The sequence below is a fragment of the Anaerostipes sp. PC18 genome, from assembly GCF_039789045.1.
Lineage (GTDB): Bacteria > Bacillota > Clostridia > Lachnospirales > Lachnospiraceae > Anaerostipes > Anaerostipes hominis.
Genome location: NZ_CP121164.1, coordinates 1,361,559 through 1,375,597, shown reverse-complemented (window position 1 = coordinate 1,375,597; position 14,039 = coordinate 1,361,559). Strand labels below are relative to the sequence as shown.

Here is a 14,039-nt window from a genome sequence, read left to right as displayed (position 1 = left end):
CTCCTATGACAGGCTCTGTGCGCGGTAGCCTTCCGCAATGATGTCCAGCTGCTTATTGAAATGGATCAGCTGCTCCATATCTCCTGTCTCATATATTTTGTAAAACTCATCCTGTATTTTGATGACTTCCTGTTTGTTGGCAACTTTATATAAATTCTGCATCGTTGATAAAATCTCAGAAACGATATTCGCTTTCTTCCTGAAAGAGTTCTGTGCATCCATGATCTCGTCTCTGACAATCGACATCTCTTTGTCCAGGACCACGATGGCATCCGCTGCATTCATGAGCTTTTCCGTGATATGCTCCGGTATATTTTCCTTGTACTTGTACTGAAGGGAATGCTCCACTGTTGCCCAGAAATTCATGGCCAGCGTGCGTATCTGTATCTCCGCCTGGATTCGTTTTTTTCCGTAGATCGTATCGACATCGTAATAAATGATGACGTGAAAACTCCGGTATCCGCTGTCCTTTGCTTTTGTTATATAATCCTTTTTTGTCTTGATCTCCATGTCAGACCGCTGTTCAATAATCTCTACGACACGGTCGATATCTTCAACAAACTGACAAATAACCCTGATGCCCGCAATATCCTCCAGATCTGTCTCTATCTCATTGATATTGATCTTTTTCCTCTGCATCTTGTCAAGAATGCTGGAAATACTCTTTACTCTCCCATCCACCTGTTCGATCGGTGAATAGCGGCCTGCGGTCCTGTACTCATTCATGATGTGTACGAACTTCAGCTTTAATTCTTCCACAGCTAAGTCGTAAGGGCAAAGGATCTCTCTCCACATCTGTAATTCCATTGCCAACACCTCCTTTAATCTATATTCTTATATTATATCATACTTTAACATCTGAAGCACGTTCATCCTCACGCATCTGTGCACAACCCGCGAAGCGTTTTCATTCCATAGGGAAGCTCGTAAAACTTTCCTGAGAAATAAACAAAAAAAGCAGGAAGGCCCTACTTTTTTCTCAGATGAAACCAGAATCATCTCCGGCTGTTTCTTACCATTCTAAATAAATTGTTCCCCAGGTCAGACCTCCTCCAAATCCGCACATGACAATCTTATCTCCTCTCTCAAGCATGCCCTTTTTATTGATCTCATCCAATAAGATCGGGACACTTGCAGAAGATGTATTGCTGCACCGGTCCAGGTTCATCGGAAACTTTTCTATGTCAAGCTTCAGCCGTTTTGCGGCCGAATCGATGATCCGTTTGTTGGCCTGATGCAGGACGTAGTATTTGATCTCATCTTTTGAAACTCCTGCTTTCTCCAATACATTTTCAATCGTCTTGGGAACCGTCTTTACTGCAAACCGGTAAACTTCCTGTCCGTCCATAAAGACTTGTTCCAAAGGCTCATGGTTCTCTACCAATAAGTTATTTAATTTTCTCTCGCCGCAGGTCAATGCTTCACCGAGTTTTCCATTAGAGCCGTAATCAATAAATACTTCTCTGGAATCATCCGCTTCCACCACTGCGCACCCTGCCCCGTCTCCAAACAGGACACAGGAACTGCGGTCGCTCCAATCCACGATCTTTGATAAGGTTTCCACACCGATGACGAGCATCTTTTTCGCCATTCCTGCTTTTGCATATGCGATCGCAGTGGTCAGGGCATAGACAAACCCGGAACACGCCGCATTTAAATCCATACAGACCGCATTCTTGGCGCCGATGGCTTTTTGAACGTCACAGGCCCCGTTAGGAGTAGCCCGGTCACCGGACAATGTCGCAAAAAAGATACAGTCCAGCTCCTCCGGAGCGACTCCGCTTTCCTTCAGGGCTTCTTTCGCAGCTTTCACTGCCATACCGGATGTTGTATCGTCCACAGAAATATGACGTGCCCGGATTCCAGTTCTGCTGGCGATCCACTCATCGCTGGTATCCATCACTTTTGCTAAATCATCATTTGTAACAATCGTCTCCGGAAGATAACTTCCTGTACCTAATATTCTAATCGACATCTTATCATTTATCCTGCGCTTTCCTAATATTTTGTTTACCAAAGTATATTCTTTTTTTCGCAATTTGTCAATGCCGCCCAGCTATTGTCAGATGATGATGCAGACCAGTCCGCCGTTGCTCTCATTGACGATCTTCTCCATAGTATCCTGAAGTTTCTGCTGGCTTTCTTCCGTCATCTTCTGCGCTTTTGACTGCATGCCTTCTCCGACCAGCTGCTCCAGTGTCTTTCCGAAAATATTGATATCCCATATACTTTCCTGAGGATCACTCTTTCCCTTGTCAAAGTACTCCATCAGATCCTTGGCCTGATACTCTTCACCGACGATCGGTGCGATCTCCGTGGAGATGTTGGCCCGTATCATATGAATGGACGGGGCGCTGGCCTTGATCTTCACCCCGTATTTGTTTCCGTGCTTCACGATCTTAGGTTCTTCCAGCACAATATCTCCCTTAGTCGGGGTCACAACACCGTATCCCCGCTGTTTCACTGCGTTCAGGGCATCGGCCACTTCTTCGTATTCCTTTTTCTGTCTTGCAAGATCTCTCATGATAGAGATAAATTCGTACTCATTCTTGATCGGAAGTCCGATCGTATCACTTAAAAATTCATAATAGTAGGAATCATCCATATCCACTGCGATCCGGATCACTCCGGTATCCATGGCGACAGAATCCAGTTTCCACTGTTTTATGTATTGATTTTCGTAATCTTCCTCCTCATAGATGTCTTTCATGGTATCCTTCTCCATGAGCATCCTTCGGGCAGTCTCCATGATTTCCTGTTTGATCTTGTGGTCTTTTGGAAGCACCTCCACCCATTTCGGTACAAAAAAGCCAATAGAAGAAACCGGAAATTCCATCAGTACACTCTTGAGTATATAATAAATATCATCCTTTTTCAGCTGTTCACAGTTCATCGGGAGCACTTTTGCTCCGTATTTGGCTTCTTTTTCTTTGGCAAGATTCACGGTTTCTTCAGAATATGGACGGCTCGTATTTAAAAGTACCACAAATGGTTTATGTAATGCTTTAAGCTGTTTGATTGTCTCTTCTTCAGGCTCCTGATAATTGGCCGCCTCTATGTCGCCGAAGGAACCGTCCGTGGTCACTACGATCCCGATCGTGGAATGTTCCGTGATAACTTTTTTTGTCCCTATGCTGGCCGCTTTTGTAAATGGGATCTCATAATCAAACCACGGTGTCTTTACCAGCCGTTCTTCTTCTCCCTCAATGTGACCCACGGCTCCGTTTACCATGTAACCCACACAGTCGATGAGACGGACTTTCATGCTGATGCCGTCATCCACGTTGATCTCCACCGCTTCATTCGGCACAAACTTGGGTTCCGTTGTCATGATGGTTTTTCCGCTGGATGACTGAGGCAGCTCGTCGTTGGCACGGTTTCTTTCATTTTCATTTTCCATATTCGGTAGAACCATCAGATTCATAAACCGCTTGATGAACGTGCTTTTTCCGGTCCTCACCGGACCTACCACACCGATGTAGATCTCTCCGTCGGTCCTGGCCATAATATCCTTATATACATTAAAGTAATCCATAATATCCTCCTACGATAGACTGTTAAAGTATATGCAGACTTCTGGCAGGATATGACTGTAATAAAGAAAAAAGGACTGCGCGGGCAATCCTTTTTTCTCTTTTATTACTAGTTGATTATGTATTCTGTTTCAAGAAAAGAACTTTTCCTTTACTTCTTTTACCGGCATGTCCTGTCCGGTGAACAGTTTAAATGCAGCCACTCCCTGCCATAAGAGCATTCCGTCCCCCTGGACAGTCTTGCAGCCCGCTGCCTTAGCCTCTTTTAACAGCTTCGTCTCTTTCGGATTATAGACGACATCTGCCACAACCATATCTTTATGGAACAGACTGGTATCCCGGATCACGGAAGTGTCTTCTTTTGGTTTCATCCCGAGAAGAGTTCCGTTGATGAGGATATCGGTTTTTAATACCGCTTCTTTCACAGCAGCTTCGTCATCCAGATCGATCAAAGTTATGTCACAGTCTGAAGTTTCTTCCCGGAGCTTTTTATGCATCTCTTCCGCCCGTCCGAAGAAATCGTCCCTGGGGTTGATGACCGTGACGGATTTTGCTCCATCCAGAGCACACTGTACCAAAATCGCTGTCGCGGCACCTCCGGCGCCAAAAATCACAATATCTTTTTCCTCGATTGAAACCCCATGATCTTTAAGGTTTGCCACAAATCCTTCGCCGTCTGTTATATGTCCGTAAAGTTTTCCGTCCCTGTTTACCACAGTGTTCACCGCACCGATCAGCCTGGCTGCCGGAGACAATTCATCCATATATTTTGCTGCCTCCGTCTTACACGGCATGGTCACATTGATCCCCTGCATATTCAGTGTGCGCACTGCGCTGATGGCATCCTTTACCTGATCTTCTTTGATATCAAAAGCCAGGTAAGCTGCGTCAATCCCGAGTGCCTGAAATCCATAATTGTGCATAGCCGGTGATCCTGAATGTCCCACCGGTGACCCGATCAGTCCCAGTAATCTTGTTGTTCCTTTAATTCTGCTGTCCATAGTTCCTCCTAATTTCCTCCCGGAAAAATCTTATATGCTTCCGGTTTTTATTTTCATTTTATCTGAAAGCAGACGGCAATGTTGAGTCTGCCTTTTTTTCTTTCCCAAGAAACAAAAAACGCTCCGCAGATTGTGCACAGATGCGTAAGGAAATCATTTGACTGCGTCAAATCGCATCTGGCACGCAAAGTGGTGAAGGCCTGAGAGATAAAATGGGCTTGCCCACTTTGTTCTAAATTTAAACGGATTCTGTGATGATCTCCCGGATCAAATCTCTCTCATCCATGTGATGTTTCACCCCTTTGATTTCCTGATAGTCTTCATGGCCTTTGCCCGCCAGGATGACAATATCTCCCTTCCCCGCATGTTCCATGCAGTAGCGGATGGCTTCTTTCCTGTCAGGGATCGTGACATACTCACCCGGTCCCTTATGGACTCCCACCAGAATATCGTTGATGATATCCATCGGTTCTTCATTTCTCGGATTGTCCGATGTCACCACCGTAAGGTCCGCAAGTTTTGAAGATACTTCGCCCATCTCATACCGTCTGGCTTTGGCCCGGTTGCCTCCGCAGCCGAACAGACAGTAGATCTTTTTCGGGTCATACTTTCGGATCGTTGTGAGCAGGCTTTCCAGACTCATAGCGTTGTGGGCATAATCAATCATCAGAGTGTATTCGCCCGGTGTTTTCATAATTTCCAGCCGGCCTTTTACCTGGATCGTATTCAATGCGTCCAGGACATCTTTCTTTTGAATCCCCATATGGCGGCATAAAGAAATAGCTGCCAGAGAATTATAGACCGTAAAGTCCCCCGGAATGTCTACATGGACGTTGTACTCTTCTTTCCCTTTTAAATCGTAGGAAACGCCAAGGTATCCGGGTTCCTGAATGCGCTCTATATGTTCGGCATATACATCGTTGCCCGGATTCATCCCAAAGGTCTCCAAAGAACATGTATGTCCTTTAATGATCCTTTCTACATAGTCATCATCTCCGTTTACAATTCCCTGCCTGCACTGCTGAAACAGCAGAGATTTGCAACGAATATAGTCATCCATATCCTTGTGTTCGTTTTCTCCGATATGATCTTCGGCCAGATTCGTAAAGATACCGTAGTCAAAGGTAAAACCGCTCACCCTGTGGAGCATCAGTCCCTGTGAAGAAACTTCCATGACGACATTTTTGCATCCCGCATCCACCATCTTCCGGAAGGATTCCTGGATCACGTAAGATTCCGGCGTCGTATTGACCGAAGGTATCCTCTCTTCCCCGATGACTGTCTCGATGGTTCCGATCAGTCCGGTCTTCTGTCCCGCGTGTTCAAGGACAGACTGGATCATGTAAGTGATCGTTGTCTTGCCTTTCGTCCCGGTAATTCCTATGGTCGTCAGCTCTTCCGCAGGATATCCGAAGTAAGCCGCGGACATCTCTGCCAGAGCCTTTCTCGTGTCGTCAAAACGAATCACCGTCACGCCGTTCGGAACTTCCACATCCCGTTGTACAGCGACAACTTTGGCACCCTTTTCGATTACCTGCCCAATAAACTTATGTCCGTCAAAGGCAGCCCCGGAAATACAGACAAAAACATTGCCCTCCTCCACTTTTCTTGAATCATAGACAAGAGCCGTGATCTCTGTATCTTCCGTGCCCTGTATGAGAGTATATTCTGAGCGTTCCAATAATTTTGATAATTTCATAGATTCCTCCTAAGCCAAAACTTTTTAAAGGTCAATCTCCCCATCAAATACTTTTGTGGCCGGTCCTTTCATGAAGATGGTATGTTTCTCTTCGTCATATTCAATCTGAAGGTCTCCTCCCAAGAGGTGGACCAGGACTTTTTTGCCGGTCTTCTTATTCAGATAGCTTGCGTAGGCGCTTGCACATGCACCGGTTCCGCAGGCCAGAGTCTCCCCTGCTCCGCGCTCCCAAACACGCATCTTGATCGTATGGTCGTCGACCACCTGGATAAATTCTGTGTTGACTCTGTCCGGAAACATCGGGTGATTCTCAAACATAGGCCCGAGCTTTTCAATATCAAGATCATCCACAGAATCTACAAACACGACTCCATGGGGATTTCCCATAGATACACAGGTGATTCTGTACTCTCTGCCGTCTACAAGGACAGGCTTGTCGATGACTTTGTTCTCCTCATCATAAATCACCGGTATTTTATCGGCATCCAGCACAGGGGCCTCCATATCTACATTGACCCATGTGACCTTCCCGTCTTCCACCGTCAGGTCCAGTTCTTTGATCCCGCCTTTGGTCTCGATGGTGATCGTTGTTTTATCTGTCAATCCATAGTCATATACATACTTTGCGATACAGCGGACTCCATTTCCGCACATGGCTCCTTCTGTACCGTCACTGTTGTACATGGCCATCCGGAAATCCGCTTTGTCAGAAGGATGAATACAGATCATGCCGTCTGACCCGATCCCAAAATGGCGGTCACTGACAAACTTCGCCGCCTCATTCGGATTTTCTATCGTTTCTTTAAAACAGTTCACATATACATAATCATTGCCGCAGCCATGCATCTTTGTAAATTTCATGGAATCACTCCTTATTTTCATAGTGTTATTATTAGTTTATTTATTTTACCATAATCAATATGGAAACACAAAGTGTTTTCTGCCGTTTCCTGGTTGTGTTTTACTGCTTTTTATTATAAAATAAAAGTAAAAAACAGGGAAAGGAGAGACTATGTATTCATTTTTGGAAATCAAGAACCAGATGTTTTCTGACTTTTATCTCCTTTTCTGCGGCATACAGGAGTGCACACCTCTTTATTCCTTTGGGCCTGCTGTCCGGAGCCACCACCTGCTTCACTACTGCGTCAGAGGAAAAGGATATTACTATGCCAGGGACAAACAGTACACCATTGAGCCGGGAGATGCTTTTTTGATCCTCCCAGATGAAGTGACCTTTTACCAGGCAGACGAACAAGATCCCTGGACTTATCTCTGGGTCGGCTTTTCCGGAAATCAAGTCAATGACTATCTTCAGCGCTGCGGTCTGGACAGTGAACATTTGATCTGTCACTGTGAAGAGAAAGAACTTCTTGTATCTTATATTGAAGATATTCTCAGACATAACACCTTAAGCTACAGCAATGAGCTTTATATTCAGGGCATCCTCTTTCTGATCTTTGCCTCCTTCAGCCGATCCGCCGATATTAAATACAAGTCTGATTTTACAAGTGAAAACATACATATCAGCAAGGCCATTGAATTTATACAGAAAAATTACCAGAATGTCATTACCGTCAGGGACATTGCTGATTATGTTTCTTTAAACCGGAGTTATCTCTGCAGCATGTTCCAGAAAAACCTTCATATGTCTCCCCAGCAGTTTCTCTTAAGATTCCGCATTACAAAAGCCACAGAACTTCTTTCAGATACGGATCTTCCGGTCAAGAATATCTCTTACTCCTGCGGTTATGCCAATCAGCTTGCCTTTTCCAAGGCATTTAAAAAGATTACCGGTTTAAGTCCCACCGCCTACCGCAAAGAAAACCGGAATGTTCCGAATATAATACGGGATTTCGACCCTCACAAAGCAGAAAACCAAAAGCATTCTGAATAGATAAAAAGGAAAGGCTCCATACTGTAAACAGCAGGAGTCTTTCCTTAATCAGGAACGTACGGAAGGCGCTCGCAATTCGTCCTCCGCAGTTAAGATATATAGGCGAGACTGGTAATCTCCGTTGGCTCCGTTATATGTCTCACGGTTTTCACCGCTGGAAGCATCCGAAGTCACCAATCCGGCTTTCATTAGTTCATCGCCGTAGTGGCTGGTTTCATTGATCGTCACATGGTAGCATAAATTTTCATCGAGTCCCCGGAGCTTCAGTCTTGTGTATCCGGAATTCACCGGTTCCAGCGTGCGGAAGTATCCGACGACCGCCGTCCGTCTGTCTTGTGAGACTGACATCCATGCACTTGTATTGTGTTTAAAAGGGCTCTGAAGGCGGTAGAAGGTTCCAAACTGAAGGACCTCCCGGTATGTCTTCATGAATTCCACCTGTCCTTTTATTTTTTCCTGTTCCTCTGCTGACAACTTATTCAAATCAAGTTCATATCCAAAAGTCCCGAAGCAGGCAACATTTGCCCGTGTCTCAATCGGAGTATTCCTCAGCACCTGGTGATTCGGCACTGCTGATACGTGGGCCCCCATACTGCTGACCGGATAAACCATACTGGTGCCATACTGGATTTTAATTCTTTCTATTGCATCCGTATCATCACTGGTCCAGCACTGGGGCGCATAATACATCATTCCGGGATCAAATCTGGCACCTCCGCTGGCACAGGATTCAAACAGGATATACGGAAACTTCTTTGTCAGCCGTTCATAAAGATCATATACCCCAAGGATATATTTATGTGTAACTTTACCTTGATCCGACGCACCGCATCCTGCTGAATACACCTCTGACATGCAGCGGTTCATATCCCATTTTATATAAGACACAGGAGCATCCAGCAAAACTTTTTCCATAAGCCGGTATATATAATCCACCACTTCTTTTCTGGAAAAATCCAGGACAAACTGATTTCTTCCGTGACAGCTGTTTCTGCCCGGTGCCGCAAGCATCCAGTCCGGATGAGTCCGGTACAGGTCACTGTCCTTGTTGACCATCTCCGGTTCAAACCAAAGGCCGAATTTTAAACCTTTCTTCTCAATCTTTTTCGCTATGCCCTTGATTCCTTCCGGAAGTTTGTTAAGGTCCGGGTACCAGTCTCCCAGAGAACTTGTATCGTCATCTCTTTTGCCGAACCAGCCGTCATCCAGGACAAATAATTCAATACCGAGACGTTTCGCTGTATCTGCAATTAAAAGAATTTTATCTTCATCAAAATCGAAATATGTGGCTTCCCAGTTGTTCACAAGGATCGGACGGACTTGATCCCTCCACTCCCCTCTGGCCAGCCGTTTCTGATACAGCTCATGATAAGTCTGGCTCATACCGTTTAGGCCATCACCACTGTAGACCATCACCGCTTCCGGTGTCTGAAACTTTTCTCCCGGCTTTAGTTCCCACGTAAACGTGTTAGGATTGATTCCCATAGTGATCCGTGAGACATCGTAAGTATCCACTTCCACCTGCGCAAGAAAGTTTCCGCTGTACACAAAGGAAAAACCATAAACTTCTCCGTCATGTTCCGTAGTGTTTTCCCGTTTCAGTGCAATAAACGGATTATAATTATTAGAACTGCAGCCTCTCATGCTGTACACAGACTGGATACCATGACACAGTCTGCGCTCCTTTATATGCCTCTCTCTGGACCACGCTCCGGTCAGTTCAATCATCTCGTAGTCTGAATCCGGAAGATCCAGACAGAGGCTCATTGCCTGATCAAGGATCACAGGCTCTGTCCCCCGATTCACAAACCGTACGCTGCGTGCAATCGCTCCATAATGTGCAAATATGGAATACGACAACAACAGATCCACCTGGATCAATTCATCCCTAAGAAGAATTTCCAGCGTCTGTGCCTCTTTCGGATCCTCTGTATAGGTTGCAGGGAGTCCCGGAAGCTCTGGTTTTCCTTCCGTGATCTTATGGGATATATATGTAAAATCTGTGATTCTGCTTCCATTGCTCTGCAGGATCTGAAAAGCCGGGTATCTCATATCTCCTGATCCATAGGCCGGATATTCCTGCTTGATATGCTCCATAGAAAACGTCAGATCCCCTTCATAGGTACACGGTGCCATGGGACGCTGCCTTGCCTCAAATAAATGCTCATATTCTTCTCTGTCCCGTATTGCCGCTCCGCAGTAAAGCTGACCAAGCTGACCGTTTCTTAAGATTTTAAAAATATAACTGATCTTTTCATTATATAAATGAAATGTTTTAGATCTTTCATGAAAAATAATTGACATATATATTCCTCCGTCTTTTTTATATTATTATGAATTGTTTACCAGACGCTCGTCCAGTTTCTCTTTTCTCAATGCCAGAACATTCATGATTTTGTCGTAATATGCTCCATGAAGTTTAAATTTTGTCTTGTAGATCATAAAACTGAGAGCTACAAAAACAACTGGAACCCCGATCATAACAAAACGGATACCGTTCTGTGTTGATGCTGTCTGTACTGCATTTGGAATATACCCCGTGGCATTCAGTGCAAATCCGGTAAGAAGCGCGCCCATAGCCGAAGTGAACTTTACGAGCAGCGTTTGAATGGAAAAGGTGACAGATTCATTTCTTGTTCCGAATTTATACTCACCGTAGTCGACAACATCTGCCAGCACAACCGTCACAATCCCAAGCTGAAGTCCGGAACCGAATTTAACACCATAGCCGGCGATAGCTGTCAATACAAAATTCGTCGGCGCCAGATATCCGATGACTAATAAAAGCCCCAGTCCAACTGTCGGTATCAGGCTTGCCAAAAGATAAACCTGGTTTCTGTTCAGATGTTTCGCGATCCATGGAAACAGAAACAAGCCGGAGATCTCTGCAATCCCTGCAAACATAGTAAAGATCGAAAACATTGATTTGCTGCCTGCTACATATAAGAAGTAGTATAGAGATACCCCTGTCATAACCTGCATCGCAAAATTAAATGTCAGAATTACTGCAATGGCCACTAGGAGCTGATCATTTTTAGAAATAATATGCAGTAACTTCTTAAAGGATGTCTTCTCCTCTTTCACTGCTCTTACATGATCCGCCGATTTTACATTTGTTACTGTAATCGCAATGGTGATAATAAATACAGCCGTAATTATGTATGCAAAATAAGAAAATCCTTTCTGTGCATCACCTTTTCCCAGAAAATCCATAATCTGAAGTCCACATCCTCCGACGATCAGGGATCCTCCGACAGATGCGAAGATCCTGGGGATCACAGCCACCCGGTCGCGCTCTGATTTGTCACTGGTCAGATTAGGGAGCATAGACCAGTATGGGATATCCATAATGGTATAAGTCATCCCCCACAAAACATACATAACGGCAGCAAACACATAAAGTGCAGTTCCGGATAATCCCCAGTCCGTAAATAAACAGGCAAAGACAACGGCATTGATCAATGTTCCGACAGCCAGCCATGGCCTGAATTTTCCCCATCTTGTTTTCGTATTGTCAACGACCATCCCCATTCCGAGATCATTTACTGCATCCCAGAACTTTGCAAAGAAAAAGAGCGTCCCTACAAATGCTGCTGAAATTTTCAGTACATCTGTAAAATAGACCATTGCATAGGTAAATATGACTCCGCAGATCATATCTTTTCCTAAGGCACCGATTCCATAGCTATATTTTTCACGCACTGATAGCTTCATTCTATTCATCCTCCTATTTTTTCACGACCATTAGATCTTCATTAGCTTTAACCCGGCCTGCCTTCAGCACTTCAATGTTGTCATTTTCTACATTGGCAAATACGATAGGGGTTGCTTCTGATAAATTTTTTTCTTTTAATAGTTTTTGATCAAATTCCAGCAAAAGCTGTCCTTTATTCACATAATCTCCTGGCTCCACATATATATGAAATCCCTCTCCTTTTAGTTGATTCGTGTTAATCCCTACATGGATTAGATATTCATATCCAGACTTTGTCTCCAGCCCGACTGCATGGCGTGTCGGGAATGTAAAATTTACTTTTGCTGCCGACGGTGCAAACACTTTATCTCCCGATGGAAAAATAACCACCCCATCTCCAAGGAGTCCGTCTGCGAATGCCCTGTCCGGTGTTTCATCCAAAGGTCTCACTTCACCGTCCATCGGACATCCAAACACTTCTTTCCCTTTTGAAAATAATGCCATTTTCTTACCTCCTGATCATTTCTTTTTCTTCCATCGATGTTATCTAAATTATAACATTCGGACATACTTTTTCTAGCCAATTTTGTGTGCAGAATATGTCCAAATGTCATTTATTTGACACTTTTAACAAAAGAATATTTTGTTTTCCCCCTGTATTTATGCATTTCTGTACACAAGTGTTGTGATTTATATTTCTCTTTCAATTATTTTTATAGGTAAATATTTTATATAAATATATCCAAATGTTATTTTATTCAAGATTCTATTTATCCGGAAAACATGCTATACTTTTTACCAAAGATTGTTTGGAGAAACGAGGCTGTATCCGAGTATGGAAAAAACTAAGAATGATTTTACAAAAGGAAGCGTCACAAAAAACATCATAAACCTTGCTGTACCTATGACTCTGGCTCAGCTGATCAACGTACTGTACAGTATTGTTGACCGTATCTATATCGGAAGAATGGGAACAGATGCCGCTCTCGCCCTGGGAGGTGTGGGCATTACCTTTCCGATTATCACAATCATCATGGCATTTGCCAATCTGATCGGTATGGGAGGTGCCCCTCTTTGTTCCATAGAACGCGGAAAAGGGAATCAAAAAAAGGCCGAGGAGATCATGGGAAATTCTTTTTTCCTTCTGATTCTCCTGGGCCTTCTGCTCACGGCTGTAATACTCATATTTAAAAAACCTGTTATTTATGCATTCGGAGCGAGCCAAGCCACATTTCCCTATGCAGACAGCTACATCACGATCTATCTTCTGGGGTCTGTTTTTGTTATGATCGGCCTTGGTATGAACAGCTTCATAAATTCTCAGGGTTTTGCAAGAACCGGCATGCTGACGGTTTTGATCGGCGCCGTCTTAAATATTATATTAGATCCTGTTTTCATCTTTGTCCTGCATCTGGGTGTCAGGGGAGCGGCTCTCGCAACTGTCATTTCCCAGTTTATTTCCTCTGTATGGGTGCTCCTGTTTCTCGCCGGCAGAAAAACAATACTAAAACTGAAAAGGGAAAACTTCAGGTTAAAGCTCAGTCTGGTCAGGCAGATCGTAACCCTCGGTCTTTCCGGTTTTACGATGTCGGTCACAAACAGCATCGTACAGATTGCCTGCAATGCAACTCTTCAGATCTACGGAGGAGATCTCTACGTAACAGTCATGACGATTTTAAATTCGATCCGGGAAGTCATTACGATGCCGGTTACCGGCATCACTAACGGCGCACAGCCGGTCTTAGGGTACAATTACGGAGCAGAACAGTACGGCAGAGTCAGGCAGGCCATCCGCTTCATGACATTTTCATGCATTGTATACACCTTTTTCGTATGGGGAATTCTGCTCCTCGCCCCTCACTTTTTTATTCATATTTTCAACAGCTGCCCTGAGATCATAGCAAAGGGTGTCCCTGCCCTGAAACTTTACTTCTTTGGGATCTTCATGATGTCCCTGCAGTTTTCAGGCCAGTCCACTTATATCGCTCTGAACAGGTCCAAACAGGCCATCTTCTTTTCTATTTTCCGGAAGGTCGTCATTGTCCTTCCTCTGACCGTCTGCCTGCCAATGCTGTTCGGTCTCGGTGTCAACGGCGTTTTTATCGCAGAACCCGTCTCCAATTTTATCGGAGGAACCGCCTGCTATGTCACAATGCTGCTCACGGTTTACCGCAAACTGAAAGACTCCGGAGAACAAGCTTAAATGCTCGTTTCCGGA

General features: G+C 44.5%; 11 protein-coding genes. 2 read left to right on the top strand and 9 right to left on the bottom strand.

Going from position 1 to position 14,039, the window contains the following annotated elements; all coding sequences use genetic code 11:
• Window positions 1-3: 3 nt before the first annotated feature.
• The 6 genes from P8F77_RS07430 to dapF form a co-directional block, all read right to left on the bottom strand.
• A complete protein-coding gene (locus P8F77_RS07430) occupies window positions 4-807 on the bottom strand; it encodes a GTP pyrophosphokinase family protein (protein WP_006567368.1) in 804 nt (267 codons plus the stop codon).
• A gap of 205 nt (window positions 808-1,012) precedes the next feature.
• On the bottom strand, window positions 1,013-1,975 hold the full coding sequence (locus tag P8F77_RS07425) for a beta-ketoacyl-ACP synthase III (RefSeq protein WP_148459990.1): 963 nt from the start codon (window positions 1,973-1,975) through the stop codon (window positions 1,013-1,015).
• A gap of 87 nt (window positions 1,976-2,062) precedes the next feature.
• On the bottom strand, window positions 2,063-3,535 hold the full coding sequence (gene spoIVA, locus P8F77_RS07420) for a stage IV sporulation protein A (RefSeq protein ID WP_095142990.1): 1,473 nt from the start codon (window positions 3,533-3,535) through the stop codon (window positions 2,063-2,065).
• Window positions 3,536-3,664: 129 nt separating this feature from the next.
• A complete protein-coding gene (locus P8F77_RS07415; protein WP_148459989.1) occupies window positions 3,665-4,534 on the bottom strand; it encodes a shikimate dehydrogenase in 870 nt (289 codons plus the stop codon).
• Between the two features lie 238 nt (window positions 4,535-4,772).
• Complete coding sequence (locus P8F77_RS07410) at window positions 4,773-6,233, bottom strand: UDP-N-acetylmuramoyl-L-alanyl-D-glutamate--2,6-diaminopimelate ligase (RefSeq protein WP_287518246.1); 1,461 nt, start codon at window positions 6,231-6,233, stop codon at window positions 4,773-4,775.
• A 24-nt stretch (window positions 6,234-6,257) separates the two neighbouring features.
• A complete protein-coding gene (gene dapF, locus P8F77_RS07405) occupies window positions 6,258-7,094 on the bottom strand; it encodes a diaminopimelate epimerase (RefSeq protein ID WP_095142972.1) in 837 nt (278 codons plus the stop codon).
• 151 nt (window positions 7,095-7,245) lie between these two features.
• On the opposite strand from dapF, the gene P8F77_RS07400 reads away from it, so the two are divergent.
• Window positions 7,246-8,127 (top strand): AraC family transcriptional regulator, encoded by an 882-nt coding sequence (locus P8F77_RS07400; RefSeq protein ID WP_095142973.1) that lies wholly within the window; start codon window positions 7,246-7,248, stop codon window positions 8,125-8,127.
• A 48-nt stretch (window positions 8,128-8,175) separates the two neighbouring features.
• On the opposite strand, the gene P8F77_RS07395 is transcribed toward P8F77_RS07400, so the two are convergent.
• From P8F77_RS07395 to P8F77_RS07385, 3 genes are read right to left on the bottom strand one after another with little or no spacing between them, the layout of a single operon-like run.
• Window positions 8,176-10,431, bottom strand: coding sequence for an alpha-galactosidase (locus P8F77_RS07395; protein ID WP_270431589.1), 2,256 nt, complete (start codon window positions 10,429-10,431; stop codon window positions 8,176-8,178).
• 27 nt (window positions 10,432-10,458) lie between these two features.
• Complete coding sequence (gene melB, locus P8F77_RS07390) at window positions 10,459-11,841, bottom strand: melibiose:sodium transporter MelB (protein ID WP_270431591.1); 1,383 nt, start codon at window positions 11,839-11,841, stop codon at window positions 10,459-10,461.
• Window positions 11,842-11,854: 13 nt separating this feature from the next.
• Window positions 11,855-12,325: a PTS glucose transporter subunit IIA gene (locus P8F77_RS07385; protein ID WP_006567380.1), complete on the bottom strand. Its 471-nt coding sequence runs from the start codon at window positions 12,323-12,325 to the stop codon at window positions 11,855-11,857.
• A 331-nt stretch (window positions 12,326-12,656) separates the two neighbouring features.
• Here P8F77_RS07385 and P8F77_RS07380 point away from each other — a divergent pair, with 331 nt between their 5' ends.
• Window positions 12,657-14,024 (top strand): MATE family efflux transporter, encoded by a 1,368-nt coding sequence (locus P8F77_RS07380; protein WP_270431595.1) that lies wholly within the window; start codon window positions 12,657-12,659, stop codon window positions 14,022-14,024.
• Window positions 14,025-14,039 lie beyond the last annotated feature (15 nt).